The sequence below is a fragment of the Bradyrhizobium sp. CCBAU 25338 genome, assembly GCF_028128965.1.
GTDB classification, from domain to species: domain Bacteria; phylum Pseudomonadota; class Alphaproteobacteria; order Rhizobiales; family Xanthobacteraceae; genus Bradyrhizobium; species Bradyrhizobium liaoningense.
In genome coordinates, this window is the sequence record NZ_LFKY01000002.1 from 212696 (window position 1) to 226742 (window position 14047).

General features: G+C 59.2%; 15 protein-coding genes and 4 pseudogenes. 12 read left to right on the top strand and 7 right to left on the bottom strand.

Annotated features, from left to right (window positions below):
- Nucleotides 1-73: 73 nt before the first annotated feature.
- The 3 genes from ACM42_RS02520 to ACM42_RS02530 form a co-directional block, all read right to left on the bottom strand.
- On the bottom strand, nt 74-265 hold the full coding sequence (locus tag ACM42_RS02520) for a hypothetical protein (RefSeq protein WP_128948193.1): 192 nt from the start codon (nt 263-265) through the stop codon (nt 74-76).
- Nucleotides 249-515, bottom strand: coding sequence for a hypothetical protein (locus tag ACM42_RS02525; protein WP_128948192.1), 267 nt, complete (start codon nt 513-515; stop codon nt 249-251). Before ACM42_RS02525 ends, ACM42_RS02520 begins: the two co-directional genes overlap by 17 nt.
- A 154-nt stretch (nt 516-669) precedes the next feature.
- Nucleotides 670-1014 (bottom strand): hypothetical protein, encoded by a 345-nt coding sequence (locus tag ACM42_RS02530; protein ID WP_128948191.1) that lies wholly within the window; start codon nt 1012-1014, stop codon nt 670-672.
- A gap of 527 nt (nt 1015-1541) precedes the next feature.
- Here ACM42_RS02530 and ACM42_RS02535 point away from each other — a divergent pair.
- The 3 genes from ACM42_RS02535 (at nt 1542) to ACM42_RS02545 (ending at nt 4295) form a co-directional block, all read left to right on the top strand.
- Complete coding sequence (locus ACM42_RS02535) at nt 1542-2117, top strand: BRCT domain-containing protein (RefSeq protein WP_245471674.1); 576 nt, start codon at nt 1542-1544, stop codon at nt 2115-2117.
- A 664-nt stretch (nt 2118-2781) separates the two neighbouring features.
- Nucleotides 2782-3003, top strand: coding sequence for a hypothetical protein (locus ACM42_RS02540; protein ID WP_128948678.1), 222 nt, complete (start codon nt 2782-2784; stop codon nt 3001-3003).
- Between the two features lie 1109 nt (nt 3004-4112).
- The gene (locus ACM42_RS02545) at nt 4113-4295 is read left to right on the top strand and encodes a hypothetical protein (RefSeq protein ID WP_128948677.1); all 183 of its coding nucleotides are present in this window, start codon (nt 4113-4115) and stop codon (nt 4293-4295) included.
- A 665-nt stretch (nt 4296-4960) separates the two neighbouring features.
- On the opposite strand, the pseudogene ACM42_RS02550 reads toward ACM42_RS02545, so the two are convergent.
- The 3 genes and pseudogenes from ACM42_RS02550 to ACM42_RS02560 form a co-directional block, all read right to left on the bottom strand.
- A pseudogene (locus tag ACM42_RS02550) lies at nt 4961-5131 on the bottom strand (DUF3606 domain-containing protein); the annotation flags it as partial.
- A gap of 281 nt (nt 5132-5412) precedes the next feature.
- Nucleotides 5413-6582, bottom strand: coding sequence for a TlpA disulfide reductase family protein (locus tag ACM42_RS02555; RefSeq protein ID WP_128948684.1), 1170 nt, complete (start codon nt 6580-6582; stop codon nt 5413-5415).
- Between the two features lie 388 nt (nt 6583-6970).
- Nucleotides 6971-7184 (bottom strand): annotated as a pseudogene (locus ACM42_RS02560) (winged helix-turn-helix transcriptional regulator); the annotation flags it as partial.
- Nucleotides 7185-8197: 1013 nt separating this feature from the next.
- Between ACM42_RS02560 and ACM42_RS02565 the strand changes: the two are divergent.
- The 7 genes from ACM42_RS02565 to ACM42_RS02595 all read left to right on the top strand — a co-directional run bounded on the left by ACM42_RS02565 (nt 8198) and on the right by ACM42_RS02595 (nt 11974).
- Nucleotides 8198-8587, top strand: coding sequence for a helix-turn-helix domain-containing protein (locus ACM42_RS02565; RefSeq protein ID WP_164937422.1), 390 nt, complete (start codon nt 8198-8200; stop codon nt 8585-8587).
- Nucleotides 8584-9282, top strand: coding sequence for an ImmA/IrrE family metallo-endopeptidase (locus tag ACM42_RS02570; protein ID WP_245471965.1), 699 nt, complete (start codon nt 8584-8586; stop codon nt 9280-9282). Before ACM42_RS02565 ends, ACM42_RS02570 begins: the two co-directional genes overlap by 4 nt.
- A 112-nt stretch (nt 9283-9394) precedes the next feature.
- Nucleotides 9395-9634, top strand: a complete 240-nt coding sequence (locus ACM42_RS02575; RefSeq protein WP_128948674.1) for a hypothetical protein — start codon at nt 9395-9397, stop codon at nt 9632-9634.
- On the top strand, nt 9634-10041 hold the full coding sequence (locus ACM42_RS02580) for a hypothetical protein (RefSeq protein ID WP_128948673.1): 408 nt from the start codon (nt 9634-9636) through the stop codon (nt 10039-10041). Before ACM42_RS02575 ends, ACM42_RS02580 begins: the two co-directional genes overlap by 1 nt.
- Nucleotides 9999-10553 (top strand): Mov34/MPN/PAD-1 family protein, encoded by a 555-nt coding sequence (locus tag ACM42_RS02585; RefSeq protein ID WP_128948672.1) that lies wholly within the window; start codon nt 9999-10001, stop codon nt 10551-10553. Before ACM42_RS02580 ends, ACM42_RS02585 begins: the two co-directional genes overlap by 43 nt.
- The gene (locus ACM42_RS02590) at nt 10550-11434 is read left to right on the top strand and encodes a HesA/MoeB/ThiF family protein (RefSeq protein ID WP_164937420.1); all 885 of its coding nucleotides are present in this window, start codon (nt 10550-10552) and stop codon (nt 11432-11434) included. Before ACM42_RS02585 ends, ACM42_RS02590 begins: the two co-directional genes overlap by 4 nt.
- Nucleotides 11435-11686: 252 nt before the next feature.
- Nucleotides 11687-11974 (top strand): hypothetical protein, encoded by a 288-nt coding sequence (locus ACM42_RS02595; RefSeq protein ID WP_128948670.1) that lies wholly within the window; start codon nt 11687-11689, stop codon nt 11972-11974.
- A 951-nt stretch (nt 11975-12925) separates the two neighbouring features.
- Here the strand turns inward: ACM42_RS02595 and ACM42_RS02600 are convergent.
- Nucleotides 12926-13189 (bottom strand): annotated as a pseudogene (locus ACM42_RS02600) (IS3 family transposase); the annotation flags it as partial.
- Between the two features lie 155 nt (nt 13190-13344).
- Here ACM42_RS02600 and ACM42_RS38460 point away from each other — a divergent pair.
- Together ACM42_RS38460 and ACM42_RS02605 are read left to right on the top strand one after the other, a co-directional pair.
- Nucleotides 13345-13464, top strand: a pseudogene (locus ACM42_RS38460) (hypothetical protein); the annotation flags it as partial.
- A gap of 94 nt (nt 13465-13558) precedes the next feature.
- Complete coding sequence (locus ACM42_RS02605; RefSeq protein WP_245471964.1) at nt 13559-13741, top strand: hypothetical protein; 183 nt, start codon at nt 13559-13561, stop codon at nt 13739-13741.
- Nucleotides 13742-14047: the final 306 nt, after the last annotated feature.

A 14047-nucleotide genomic window follows, 5' to 3' on the forward strand; every position in this document is an offset into this window, starting at 1 on the left:
GGCCGGCATTGCGCAGGGCGGCAGCGACGAATCACTCTTACTCGATTTGCGATACCCGTCGGCAAGAGGGTTCCTAACGTTGAGCGATCGGCGTGGTGTCGAGTCCGTCGAGCGCCATAACTTGCGCATCAAGCAAAGCGCGGGCATCAGCGGTCCTGCCGGCATCGAGGAGTCCGATAGCCCTGGTCATTCGCTCCTGCAGCGTCGCGACCAAATCGAGCAACTGACTAACGGCGGCGTTGGCCGCATCACTCCGGATCGTCATCCATCACCTCAACTGCGTCGATGCCTCGGACGAGCTCGTCGAGTTTTGATCGGGCGGTCGCGATCTGGCCCGCATCGATCAGGCCGACGGATTCCGAGAGGCTTTGGCGCAACGCTGCCAACACGATCGCGAATCGGTGTTGCCGCTCAGCGGCTTTATCCTCGGAGGTTTCCGGGGGCTGCGGCCGGTTCGGCGGCCGCTCAATCACTATGCGCGGCGGGCGCCGGCGCGGATGTTCGCTGTCCGTCATGATTTTCTGTTCCTTTCAGAATGCGAAAAGTGCTTGTGGCGCAGGCTCTTTCGCGATTCTCCATGCAATTTTTGGAATTCAGATTTTTCGGCAATAATTCCGACGTCACCGCCCTAAGCCGCTGTTCTGACTCCGCTTTGTCTGTTGTTGGCGCCTAGAGTTTTTCGGTCGTTTTGACGATTTCGGCTGAAATTTCCGGCGCGAGCAAAAAAAATCTCCGAATGAGACCCATGGCGGTAGGCGCCCCCGTATCGGTTTTGGACTTTTCGCCCCCTATCCCCCGACCATCGCCGAGAGTGTTTGCGATCCAAGACCTAGCCTCGGCGAAGCAGATAGGCTCTCTGAGCCCGTAGTCGGTCGTTCCGGCGGCCATGGCAGCATCGGCCGTACGTGAGCCCTCGTACAGCATGAGGTCGACGGCGGTCTTGAGCTTGCCTAAGACGGTGAGCTTGCCGGAGCGGTTCTGAGCAGCAGCGGCTTGACGTGTGGGCTCGGTCATGACTTGGTCCTCCGTGCGAGCGCAGCGCTTGCGACCGCCCAAGGCCGCAGCGAGCGCTTCGATCGCGCATAGGAGTCTGGGGAATTGAACACACCCGATCGAGTAGGCGTTCGCACCATCCCCGCTCTTGGGGAATCCGCTTCAGCGTGATAGCGTCTCCAGACCGATCGGCGAGCCAATCCCAGCAGGATCCGTCTTTATGGCGCGGATAGGCGTGGCCCTCAGGCCTGGCTGAAGCGCGCGTGATTGGGGCTTCAGCCAGCGTCCTCTTCAACCAACTGGAGGCTCACATGCCGTCAATGAACGAAAGCGCTCTGCGAGCTCGCGCTCAATGGGCGGGTAGGATCATTGGGGAAGGTGAAGCTTACGTGACCGATTGAGGTCAATCGTTACCCCTTGCGCTCGCCCTCCGGTTGCGATTTGATGCCGTCATTTATCGGTTTGGGAGTATTTTAGATGATTGCCGGCGCAGACGAATTCTATAATCGTGTGGTGGCGACAGGATCGGCAGCAGGCAGATCGATGAATTGATTGGGATCGCCCGCGGCTTGGTGGCAGACAACCAGGTCAACCAAGCTGAAGTCGAATTCTTGCAGAAGTGGCTCGGCGCCAATCTTCACATCAGCGACCAGCCCGTCGTGCGAGTGCTTTACAAGCGGATCGGCGAGATGCTGAGTGACGGCGTGCTCGACGACGACGAGAAGACGGAGCTACTCGATACGCTCAATCAGTTTTCAAACCGAGAGATTGATGGCTTGGGTGAAGTTCTCAAATCAACATCGCTGCCGCTGAACGATCCCGAGCCGCCACTGACATTCTCCGGCCAACGATACTGCTTCACAGGCACATTCAATTTCGGCTGCCGCAAGGAATGTGAGAGCGTGGTCGAACGCCTCGGCGCCGAAGTCGGTAGCCTGACACAGAAAACAAACGTTCTTGTGATCGGCATCTACGCTACCGATTCGTGGAAACACTCGTCGTTTGGGAACAAGATCATGAAGGCCTGCGACTGGCGAGACAAAGGGTTTCCGATCAGCATTGTTTCCGAGCCGCACTGGAAGCGGTACCTTCCAACGAGCTCTTGCGTTCGCAGCGGAAACTAAGGACGTGCATCATGACGGAGCGGGAAAAGCAACAGCGCGATTCCTTATTTGAGCAGATCTTGGCGTCGAGCGCGGCTGGCTCGAGCTCGGATCATCAAAACTATGACGTGCGAAACTACGTCTCGGCCAAGGCACAGAATAAGCACCGGCCGACCAGGTCCGGATTGACGTGCTTCTCGATCTGGTCGAGGGCGGCCGTTGCCACATCGGCATGAATTGGCTTCGCTCGGAGTTGTCGCGAGACGACGAAGAAGCGATAGTCGCGCACCTTTTCGTTTGCCCCAACTGCAAACGCGCTCGGCGGATCGTTACTGAGTTCACCCCGGTTCGCGTCGTCCCTGACGAACTGGCGGGACCCCGCTTCCGTGTCGTGAGGGAAGGACGATCATAACGCTGAAGAAGGCCGGCGAGGATCTGCTGGCGGCGGCCGCGATCTAATATTGCTGCCGATGCATCGACATCCGGACGTACCGCGCAGCCCGGAGTTCGCGCTCCCGACGCCGGGGCAGCCTGGCATGCTGGACAGTCGTCCGCCTGAAAACAAAGAAGTGTGAAGCTGTTCACCCTCCCCGAATCTCTCCTCGTCTACAATAAGGAACGTCCCCCGCCGGGACGCTCATCCGGGAATGGACAAGTCGGAGCTGGCGAAGCTGGAGGCGCGGCCATGAAGCCCCACGCCATGAGCAAGTATTTCGGTAATGGCGCCGGCCACGTTCTGCGCCAGCACAACAGCGCGGTGCTGCTGTTCAGCTGGCGCGGCAAGCCCGACGGATCGGCCCGCTATGTCGAGCGCGTCAACCGGTATGCTCGCGATGGCGTGGAATATCCCAACCTTGCCGCCCTGCTCCGCGCCGTCGAGGCCGAGCACGCTCAGAAGAAGCCCTGATATGCAGCTTGCCCCAGCTCAACATCGAAGCACCGCCCCAAGCGAGCGATCGGCGCCGCCCCCTACATGCTCATGGAAATGATGGCTGCCAACCCCAGGGCGGCCGCAGCCCACGCCAGCGCATGCAACATCCAAGGCCGCATTGTCATTGTCGCCTCCAACAGGATGGGAAGATGCGGGGCGGCTCGCGTGCGCCAATTGAGATAGATCAAAGGCCAAAGAGTAGCGCCGCTGCAGCGGCCACGGTGAAAACACCAGCGCCGATGGCAAGCACAAGCACTAGCTGTTCTTTGCCCATGTACTATCTTAACCTAGGTTGAGTCGGGCTGGATATGCAATTTGTGCCAGATCATCCGGAAATACGCTCCTTTGAAATTAGGAAGGGAACGTTCATGCCCTTCCCCAAGGGTAACCCCAAGTCCGCCCCGGCTCAAATGCCCCTGCGTGAGTTGGGGCCTTTTTTTGCACTCCTAATGAGTGCCCCTTTCGGGCAAACGTTACTCTTGGTGGCGGTGGTATGATCGGCAAACCTCCGGGCAATATCCAGCGCCGGTAACCCGGAGCGCAGGCGGCCTCGCCACGGCCGTGCCAGCGTTGGCGCGGCCGCTGCGTTGTTGGCCGCAGGCGGTCGCGAATCCCGGTGCTTAGAGCGTTCTCTATGGTTTCAGACTAATAGTGTTCGCGGTCCGCGCCCGTAGTGGAAGCTTCGATGGAAGAGTTCATGGCCTATTTGTTCGGGCCTGATGGGAATATCGTGCAACGCGTAAGGCTGATTTGTGCGAAGAGCCGCTAGACAGCGCGCGCAGCAACTAGCGGGGACCCACGCAGTCGAGCTTTGGCAGCTGACGCGCAAGATCGCGAGCTTTCCGTTACGCGCAAACTGAATTGGAAAGTAAACGGCCCCAAGTAGGGGCCGCCAACCCGTCTGATACGGGTTTTCCTCCAGCAGTCGGGGGGCTACCTTTTCGGCTGGGGCCACAAACCGACGCGGCAATATGCTGATTGATCCAGAAGCTGCGCCGCAAGGTGAATTGAACGCTTAAGCGCCTATTAAAGACTAAAGTGCCTAAGTTGTATCAGTTGAAATTCATTGGCCGATGGGGGGCGCGATGAAAGACATGCTCGAACATGTCGCGACCTTGCGCGAGCAGATCGGGAAGTGCGAGCGGTTGAGAGATGAGGCCAAGTCGCCAATAAAGCGGGCGGCTTTCGACCGGGTGGTCCCTCACTACAGGGTCCTCGTATCTGAACTGGAAAATGCAATCGCGCAAGCCAAGGCTGAGAACGAGTGAAGGCCCTCATTTAAGTGGAACGCGGGCTCCTCGCTCCCGGCGGTACCGTAAAAGGGCGGCCCCAACTCGGCGCTGGCTGGAGTTGGGACCTAGCTCGGTCAGCCTTAAAGCGGCGCTGAACCCAAGCCGCTCAACCTTGCATTGGCGGTGGGGAACTCGCGATTACGCAATCGGCGCACCCCGAATTTGTCGTGTCTAATGCACCTCTATGGGTCAAAAAGCAAAGGACCGCTGTTTTTGACAGCGGCCCCTCACGCTGCCGGGTTCAATGATTCCGAAATTGAAATGCCTTCGCCGCCCGGCATTGCCGATTTCTCCTGGCGTCCCCGGTTCTAGCTATAACGAATGTGAATCATGACCCAAATTTTTCGAGTTGCCGAAGCGCCCACCACGTCGGCCTCAGACTGGAGATTTTTCCGGATCGAGAGACGAGCTGGGACCGAGCGGTCTGCCGCTGTCCGGTTCGGCAAACGACAGCTTCATCCCAAAAATTCTTCCTGTTCAGATTCAAAAATGTGAAACCACCGCGAAAAAGAACCAGCCCGCGGGAGGAACGGGCTGGAGCTTAGTTGTCAGCAACAGGACGGTCTTGCAAGATGGCACGCAAGACTGATCGTTGAACTAGCCGCAGGGACGCTCGTTCCTAACGAGCGACAGGCCGCCTCTCATCGACCCAAGCGCCGCTCGACCTTCTTGCGGCTGCTGCCCACCTTCTCGACCGCCTTCTTCGTGGAGGCCGAGCGGCGCGTCTTCTTCGCCTCGTCGCGAACCTCGTAATCCTGTCCGCCCGCCACCCGCGCCCGGTCCTGCTTTCGGCCGCGGGTGGTCCGCTTCTCGCCTTTGCCATGCTAGTTCCTCCGTGTTGGCACCGCGGCAACGCGAGAATGAATTCGCAGGTTCCGATTCGCCTACACCACCGAACGTTGCCTATCTTGGACTCCGATCAGTGGAGTTGACAACATTCATCTTCACCTGTTTGCAGAAGCGTGGCGATGCCCGCCTAGGTCCGGCCGCCCCGATGGCTGTGCGCGCGTGCATTTTAAACCGTCAGACCGTTAAATTTAGTTGCCACTGGCAGCCGGAGAAATGGATGATGCCAAGCGAGCAATTCCGACTATCACCCTTCTTTTTGTTTGCTCCGTTGCCTGCGCTTTGACGCTCTCGGAAACCCGTCTTGCGGAGTTGCACAAACAGTCCCATAGCAAGCCTTTTCACCCTTGTAGTTGGCCAGCGCTTCGACAAACGTCGACATGACGTGCTGTTTCAGTTCGTCGGGGATAGGCTCAGGACCGTCTAGCGAGTTCAACGCCACCTCGACCAATTCGATTGCGCGATCCTTGTTGCCGCTCTCATAATAATACTGAGCGACCGCCCCATAGGACAGGTACTTGAAGCCACCGTCCCCTTGCGGAGGATTCAGCGCAAGAATGTGTTCGGACAACTCTTTGCCCATCGCGAGGCGCTCGGCAGACGGGAAGTGGGAGTTGTCATTCGCCGGATCAAAGAGCTGGCTCAGTGCCCCTTCCATCCAGTGCTCATCGTTTTTGTCGATCGCGTCGCGAGCGAATCGCTTCAAAACCGGCAAGCCGGTCTGCAAGTTGCGCAGTCTGTGAAGCAACAGTTTCGCATGGAGCACGCGGAAGTTGAGGTCGTCCGGCATCACCGCGACGGCCTCTTCGACCGCCGAAACCGCCTTTGCCCAATCCTCCGCCTTCATCGCCGGCCAAAGCTTGGCGAGAATCGGCTCAGTCAACGCCCGCTTGCGCTCCATTTCGCGCATTTCGCGTCGTCCGCTGTCGATCCGCTCTGTATCGGCGGCTTTAGCTTCATCGCTGGTCCGCCAACTGCCGTTAAGAACTTTCGGCAAGACGTCATCGAGCTGCATCGGAGGACCGATAAAGGCGATGTGGCCGTCACGGTCAACGACGAATGAGGTGGGAATCCCGACAGAAAAGCTGGAGTCCATCCAAAGCTTGCTCATTTCGCCTGTGGAGTCGAACCCGATCCGATAGTTCAGGTTCGAGAACTTCTCGGTCAACCACGCGTCCAACGTTGTTCGGGCCTCGTCCGCCGTTGGAGCCTGTTCGTAAGCTGCGACGCCGAGCAGCTCAAGTCCGCTGTCTTTGTATTTCTCTTGCAGCTCTACTAGATGAGGCATCATTGCCGTACATGGTCCGCACCAAGTTGCCCAAAATTCGACGATGTACACCTTCCCGGGCTGAAAGCTCGTGAGGGGCTCGCCGCGCAGCCAGTTCTCCACCTTGATCGGAGGAGCTGGGGACTCCATGCACAGCACGATGTTGCTCTCCAAAACTATTGCCACTCGTTGCGCGACTTTGTGCGCTAGCCTGTCTCTCTCAGAAACGGAGCACACGGGTTCAAGAGAAGGAGAGCATCACTCGTTTTGTGCATCTCGTGTGCGCTCAGCCCTCACTCCGTGGTTCTGCATCCCAAAAGCAACAGGCGTGCCATCTCGGTCAGCACGCATCAAGCGCCTGATTACGCTTTGAAAACTCCAAGGCGCCCCAAAACGCAGCCGGTGTTTTGAACCTGACGGACTTTGTCCCGTGTCAGAAGTTGGACACGAAATCCTTGTGGGTGAGCGCCTGGTCATGCGAGCCGATCCGGCAAGATCTCATGTCTAGGACTGCCGCCGCCCTAACGCATCTTGTAGCAATGGCAGATAGGATCGATTTCGTGAGGGAGGTGCGCTCCCGCTCCAGGGTGACCAGCACAAGCATTCGAATAGGTCTTCCCACCGCCTTGCGGGAGACGATTGAGACGTCGGCTCCGATGATGCTCTGTGATTGGAGCCTCTTCAGTCGTCGTTGACAGGGCGGTAGCAGAAAGCCCGGCCATTTCGCCGAGCACCTCGGAAGTTAGGCGGTTGGCCGCCCAAACTTCGGAATTTTACGACCAGTTCGCGAAGCCTGGGAAGAGATGCTGACGCTCAGCGCAGCGACTTTGGAAGGCATGCGCGCAAAGGCTGTGGTGTTGTCTAAGTCGGTCTGGAATGGGGATGATGCTCGCGAGCAGCTCGGCGACGCCACCGATGCCAAGTTCATCGACAGCTTACTCGCCGATCTCGCCGGCAAAGAGGTTGTTTTAGACTCGGCGCGGCCTGGCTCGAGGCATAGGCCGCCTCACCAAAAAGGGGCCTTCGGCTATGCGGTTCGGCTCAGAAGATCCGAGCGAGCGACCCAAAGCGAACGACTCGCGTGCTCACCCTGATGTTCTCCAGCGAGTACTGAATAGAGCAAGAAGTTACCGCCTCCCATCTAGACGCACCGGGTTGATGCTCCAGCAGGAGGAGTACCGCTGCGGGGCCCATCGGAAGGCCCTGCCGGGACCCCATGGGTTGGCCTCCCGATCAGTGCGGATTTGCCTTTGGACGGTTTGTCCAGCGCTCGCTGTGTGGGGGCTTTTTTTCTTAAGGGCCGATGGGACGGACAAAACGCAAGCGAATGCCGTGACTTCCAAGGACTGCGAGAATGACGCTCATGTTCACTATCAATTCGATGATGCTCAACCAGCTGAACAACAACGGCGACTTGAGAAGGGTTTTGATATTCTCTTTGAAGATTTATCAAGCCGACATTTTGGGTCCTCAAGGTTTGGTAGTTTGGCTTTGCGCTCAAGTTCCCGATCTAGCTAGGTCTTTTGGCTACTCGGGGGTCTTCATTCTTGGGAATCACCATCGAAGATCGGCTTCGGCGGGGGTGATCTTTCATCCTCGGCAGGGTTAGACCTTACGCTTCCTGCGGATGCGGTCGGCATAGATGATGTGGCCGCCCTGCTTACCCTTCCGGCCATGAGCGCCAACCTCGCACGGCGGCGTAGCCATTAGCGAACTCGCCCACGGAGCTCAGAGGGGCGTGCTTCGCGTTTCCTACGGCCCATTCTTGACGGTCGACGCGTTCGCTGGGTATGCTTACATCGTGAAAACGCTTGGCCAAAAAATCCGCGAACGCCGCGAAGAGCTCGACCTCTCGCTCCGTGAATTCGCAAAAAAGCTCGATTGCTCGCCTCCCTTCATCTCCGACGTGGAGCACGGACGGCGCTTTCCGTCCGAGCCAATGCTGGAGGAGATGGCGCGGCTGCTGAAGGTCGATGTCGCGGAAATCAAGCGGCATGACCAGCGCGCCCCACTTGATGAAATCAAACGCATGACTGAGCAGGACCCCGGCTACGCCTTCGCGTTCCGCACGCTCGTCGATCAGAAGCTGACGCCGCAACAGCTTCTTGAGCTCGTCAATAAGAGCAAGCCTCCGCCCAAAGGGGGCAAGAAATGAGGACGTACCGGACGAATCGGGGGCCGTTCGCGACCCGCCCTTTCTACAAGCCGGCGGAGATCGACCGCATCTGCGGCGACGCTTTGAAAGCCGCGGGGCTGATGCCCGACACGCCCGAAGCTGTCAGGGTCGAACGGTTCGTCGAAAAGCACTTCAAGGTCTCACCGCGATACGAGGCGCTTCCCGACGGCGTGCTCGGCTATACATCGTTCGGGCCGAAGGGGGTCACGGGCATCGTGATCACGACGGCGCTGGATGAGGAAGGCGGCAGCGTCTCCGAGCGCCGCATCCGGACGACGCTCGCCCACGAGGCGGGGCACGGCCTGCTTCATACGCATCTCTTCGCGCTCGGCGAGAAGCCGCCGAAATTGTTCGAGGACGAGAACGACCGACCGGAGATCCTCTGCCGGGACGTTCACGGCACAGCGCACGAGTCGCGCTACGACGGGCGATGGTGGGAGTACCAGGCGAATCGGGCGATCGGCGGTCTATTGATGCCGCGCGCTCTCGCTATCAAGGCGGCGGCCACCTTTTGCGAGGAACGCGGCGGGCTGGGCCTGCCCACGCTCAAGGAGGACGAGCGGGAGCGCGCCGTCCACGAACTGGCTGAAATCTTTGAAGTAAATCCTGTCGTCGCCCGTATCCGGCTCGATGATCTTTTTGCCCGCCCGGAGAGCGGTCAGCTGACCCTTTGATTTTTTTGTGGCATGTGTTCGCTGTATAAGCTAACGTTGGCATACATGCTGACCGAGATATCTGAATCGGCACTAGCAGCCCGGGAAAGGAACGAACATGGAGAGCGGAGAGATGAATCAGACGAAGGCTAAGGAACCGAAGTACATTCTCAGCATCGAAGGGGAGGAGTTTCCCTGGGGCGAGGACACGATCACGACCGAGCAGATTGCCGAGCTAGGCGGCTGGGACATCTCGCAGGGCGTGATCGAGGTCGACCAGCACAACGTCGAACGGACGCTTGCGCCGGGCGAGGTCATCGCGATCAAGCCGGGCCAGGGTTTCGGCAAGAAGCACCGCTGGAAGCGTGGCTGATGCGCGCGCGTATCAGCCACGAGCTGGCCCTGCTGCGCCGCCACTTCGGCGACGTCGAGCACGCGGAATCGAACGGGGAAGACTGGTTCAGAATTCCCCGTTACGTGCTGCCCGAAGGCTGGCGCGTCGGCGACACGGCGGTGAGCGAGCTGCCGGTCTGTTTTCTGGTGAAGGGCAACTACCCCGGCGATGCGCCCTACGGATTTCTCACGCCCGCCGGCCTGAATTTCAAAGGTGCCGCTCCGAACAATGCGGGCGCTCCACCTTCGCCGCCGCCCTTCTCCGGCGAGTGGCTGCATTTCTCGTGGTCGGTGGAGAACTGGTCGGCAACCGCGGACGTGGGCAAGGGCTCGAACCTGCTCGCGTGGGTGCGGAGTTTCATGGTGCGATTGCAGGAGGGGGCATGAAGGCATTTTTAAAGTTGGAGAACGGCGCGCTCAATGATTTGATGGCGCACCTGCTGCCGCCTCACTCCGAAGAAGAGCAAGCGGCGTTCCTGTTTGCCCGCGCCGTGCGCAGCGATCATCAGGTCACTTTCGAGGTCGCGGAAACGAAGAAGCTCAGTCCTGGCGACTTCATCGTGCAGCAGGACGACTATCTGGAACTAGCCGATGAAACGCGCGCCGCGTTGATCAAGCGCGCGCACGATATCGACACGTCGCTCGTGGAATTGCACTCGCATCCCGGCCCATGGCCCGCGGGCTTCTCTTACGCCGATCGCCTTGGGCTGCAGGAGACCGTGCCGCACATGTGGTGGCGCCTCAAGAAGCGCCCCTATCTCGCCATCGTCGTCGCGAAGTCCGGATTCGACGCCCTGCTCTGGCTCGACAACCCGAAGATCCCGCGTCCGCTGGACGGGATTGTCGAGGGCAGTCGCGTGCTCAAGCCGACCAACTTTTCCCTGGGAGGCTGGGGATGAGCGATCTTCCTGCCCGCTTCGACCGCAACATCCGCCTCTTCGGCGAGGAAGGCCAGCGCAAGCTGCGAGCCACGAACGTCGCGGTTATTGGCGTCGGCGGCCTCGGCAGCCCGCTCGTCCAGCACCTCGCCCTGCTCGGCGTCGGCGGCATCACGCTGGTCGACGACGAGGAGCTGGACGAGACAAATCGCAACCGCTTCGTCGGCGCAAGAAATGATGACCCGGTGCCTGGCAGTCCAAAAGTCGAACTGGCCGCGCGTCTTGTGCGCGAGATCGATCCCACCATTCTCGTCACGCCGATAAGGGCAAGCCTGATCAGCGAAGAAGTGTTCGCTACGGTGAGGCAGGCCAATTGGATATTTGGCTGCTTCGATGAGGACGGCCCGCGCGCGATTCTGAACGAGTTGTGCGCCGCCTACGCGAAGTCCTACATCGATCTCGCCTCGGACGTACCGGAGGAAGGCGTCTACGGCGGACGCATCTGCGTCGCATGGCAGGGCGGCGGCTGCCTGCACTGCCTAGATGCTCTCGATCCGCATGATGTCGAACTATACCTTAGCACGGACGCCGAAAAGGCGGGCCGCGCCGCGATCTACGGCGTGCCGGTGGAGCTGCTGCGCGAGACAGGGCCTTCCGTGTCCCCCATCAACGGCGTCGTCGCGGCGCTCGCCGCAACCGAGTTCATGATTGCTGTCACCGGCATGAGAGAGCCGCAGCGCCTGATCAACTATTACGGCCACGTACCAAAACTCACCACGGCCAAGCCGAAACCGGATTGCTATTACTGCAAGGGAATTCGCGGTAAGCCGCGAGACGCCGATGCCGAGCGCTTCCTGCGGATGCCACATCTTCGTGAAAGGCGGCGGAGGGGAACGCGCTGAATCAGTGAACCCGGAGAGTAGTAGCCGCCCGCTCCGATTCGGGAGATTTCTCCTTGCTGTTCGAAAGGAGAGAGCTCTGGTGCCAACTCTGACCAGTTAGTAGGTTGCCTGCCGGCCCTGTATCTCGTCATAGGATCCGGAGCGAAGCGCACGAGCAGCATGAAGTGCTCTGCTCTTCAAGGAAAACGTGCTGCGTGACTACGTTGGGCTCGTGGCCGAGCGTAACGGCGTAAGGCTCGGCGCCGATCATTTTTGGCCGGCACTCCTGATGGTGTTATCGAAAACGATGATGGCGTCATACATCACTGCGGCGGTTTGAAATTTCAGATTCCCGAGATTGGCTGGCTGGCTCGATGCAGCCTCAGTGCGCTGATGGACATCGCCTTCCAAGAAGGCTTTCCGAAATCGCTTCCCTTGCCGGCCTTCCTTGCCTACGACCCTGAGTTCTCGTTCATTCGCCGAAACATAGAGATAAGAAACATACATTCTGACGAAGTCTTACCACTAACAGACGAGCTGATCGGTCCAACTCGTGCGTAATTTACTCCCTTCATTTACTTGGCTCATCATCGTAAATTCCGACCGCAATTATCTCATAGCAGGACATCTACTTCGCTGACACGCTTGACTTGGCTGCGCGCGAGCGCAAGGAACGCATTGTTGCTCTGATCATGAGCAGGCCCTCGGTCCAGACGCCGAGCGACATGCCGCCGGCGAACATGGGCCAGCAGAGACGGCTAGCCACCACCTTTTCAGGTGAGCTTCGAGCTTCTGCAGTGCTGCCCGCTTCTCGGGTAGATAGTCATACCTGTCGTATATTTCATCGAGATCGGTTTTTCCTCCACCCGTTACGTGGTTGAGCATGATCTCGGCGATCTCACGCGAGATCCCCGGGCGGGGGAGTGTAGATCGGAACGTGCGCCGAAGATCCCGCACTTGCCATCCAGTCACGCCTGATTGCTTATCGAGCTCCTTTCTCAGCTTTTCCCACGAGCCGTCGTTGAAGTGCGTACCCTTGATGTGGCCGGGGAAGTAGTCGTCAGTATTTTTGTCTCGCCAGTTGTCGCCCATCGTTTCTTGGGCAGCCCGTGCCGAAGCTGTAGTGACGCAAGCCGTCCGGCGACCGTGGGATGCGCGCTACGCCCATCGCCCTCTTCCTTGCCTCCTCGGAAATAAGCTTGTTGTGCCTGAATGGCCGGACCGACCGCATCATTCGTCCGTGAAGGACGCCAACGGCATCGTGGGGGGCGGTGCACTGCCGAGACGACCTCTAAGGCAAGGTGAGCGACTTTTTGAAGTTTCTCGTCAGCAAGGTCAACACATACGTGTTCGTGCCCGGCACATATGAACCAATCTGGCTTGGCGACGCGTGGAAATCACGGACTGAAAGCGCCCATGCTCGTGCGGTGAAGGCATGTGAGTACGAATCAAAGAACGACTCAATAATGACTGGTATTGAGTGGCAGAAGATTTTGGCGACGACATGCCCCTGATATGAGCGAAGCCGTAGCGAACGCGAACATGGCAGATCTCCTCGATCCGATCTTCAAGAGCAGCCTGGCCGGAGCGACGCGACCTGTAATGGTACGTTGACCAGTCGAACCCGATAGCGTCACAGGCCCGACGGATCGACGCCTGCCACTCACGGCACATTTTGTAGACCAGCTTGCGCTTCCGGCCACGCTTCATAGCTTTCGGCGGATCACGTCCTGCAGCATCTCCTTCGAGCGACAGGTCCGCCACCAGCTTCTTGAGGGGGATTTTCAATGATCGCGAGAAGTCAAATCAACGGATCTCTGTTTCCGCGACGGCTTGCGAGCTTGTTAGCGGCGGTCGTGATGTTCGCCGCAGCTTTGGAGGTAGGAACGGCTCCGGCGCAAGCGGCGTCGAGGCCGCTTGCGCCCAATGATATGTCCGTTCTCTTTCCTCCGCCGAAGTCGGCGGCCGACCTCGCCAACCTAATCGCCGTGTCCGAGCTTGCGGGGGCAACAGCTCCTTATCTGCACAACGGGTCCGTTCCGACCCCGAGACACATATTGGTGCCGCAGGCTCAACGGCCGACGTCGTTGCGTCGGCAGCCGTGCGTTCGATCCAGTCAATGTTGGGCTTGTCGCGAAAGCACAGGTGACCGACAGCTGTGCGGCCGGCCTGACGAACTTCGATGTGTCGCTGCTTGGGAACAGCAATCGCGGGCATTCGTTCGAGGGCAAGGAAACCGACTTGAGGAAACTGCCGCCTGGCGTCATCGGACCAGAATTGACCGACGCCGATCGGCGAGCGCTTGTCGAATATCTCAAGACCTTATGAGCGATTATCGCGTTAGAGGCCGGCCTGTGTGTGTGTGTCCGCGTCGCTACGTTGGACCTTCCGCCGAGTTCGGACGCGCCTCGTCAGAAGACGTGCCATTCGTCAGATCCGTCCATGCTCAGCCGAGGGTCATGGTATCGCGCCTGCCGAGGCCTCCTCGATTGTGTTGAAGCCCCCATGAGCCCGCCGGTCCTGAGCAGACGCCTTTGGCGCAAAGCTGGCGATCCCGCCGGACCTCCCCCTGGTGATGCTGGCCGCGGCTTACAGTTGTGCCTCGACTCGCTGTGGCCGACCGTCATGCCGTAG

Bases quoted from the DNA above. Each gene is read 5' to 3' on its own strand.
- ACM42_RS02570 (WP_245471965.1), top strand. From the start codon at position 8,584: ATGAGGACGTACCGGACGAATCGGGGGCCGTTCGCGACCCGCCCTTTC.
- ACM42_RS02525 (WP_128948192.1), bottom strand. From the start codon at position 515: ATGACGGACAGCGAACATCCGCGCCGGCGCCCGCCGCGCATAGTGATT.
- ACM42_RS02590 (WP_164937420.1), top strand. From the start codon at position 10,550: ATGAGCGATCTTCCTGCCCGCTTCGACCGCAACATCCGCCTCTTCGGC.
- ACM42_RS02520 (WP_128948193.1), bottom strand. From the start codon at position 265: ATGACGATCCGGAGTGATGCGGCCAACGCCGCCGTTAGTCAGTTGCTC.
- ACM42_RS02545 (WP_128948677.1), top strand. From the start codon at position 4,113: ATGAAAGACATGCTCGAACATGTCGCGACCTTGCGCGAGCAGATCGGG.
- ACM42_RS02540 (WP_128948678.1), top strand. From the start codon at position 2,782: ATGAAGCCCCACGCCATGAGCAAGTATTTCGGTAATGGCGCCGGCCAC.
- ACM42_RS02580 (WP_128948673.1), top strand. From the start codon at position 9,634: ATGCGCGCGCGTATCAGCCACGAGCTGGCCCTGCTGCGCCGCCACTTC.
- ACM42_RS02555 (WP_128948684.1), bottom strand. From the start codon at position 6,582: ATGGAGTCCCCAGCTCCTCCGATCAAGGTGGAGAACTGGCTGCGCGGC.
- ACM42_RS02530 (WP_128948191.1), bottom strand. From the start codon at position 1,014: ATGACCGAGCCCACACGTCAAGCCGCTGCTGCTCAGAACCGCTCCGGC.
- ACM42_RS02575 (WP_128948674.1), top strand. From the start codon at position 9,395: ATGAATCAGACGAAGGCTAAGGAACCGAAGTACATTCTCAGCATCGAA.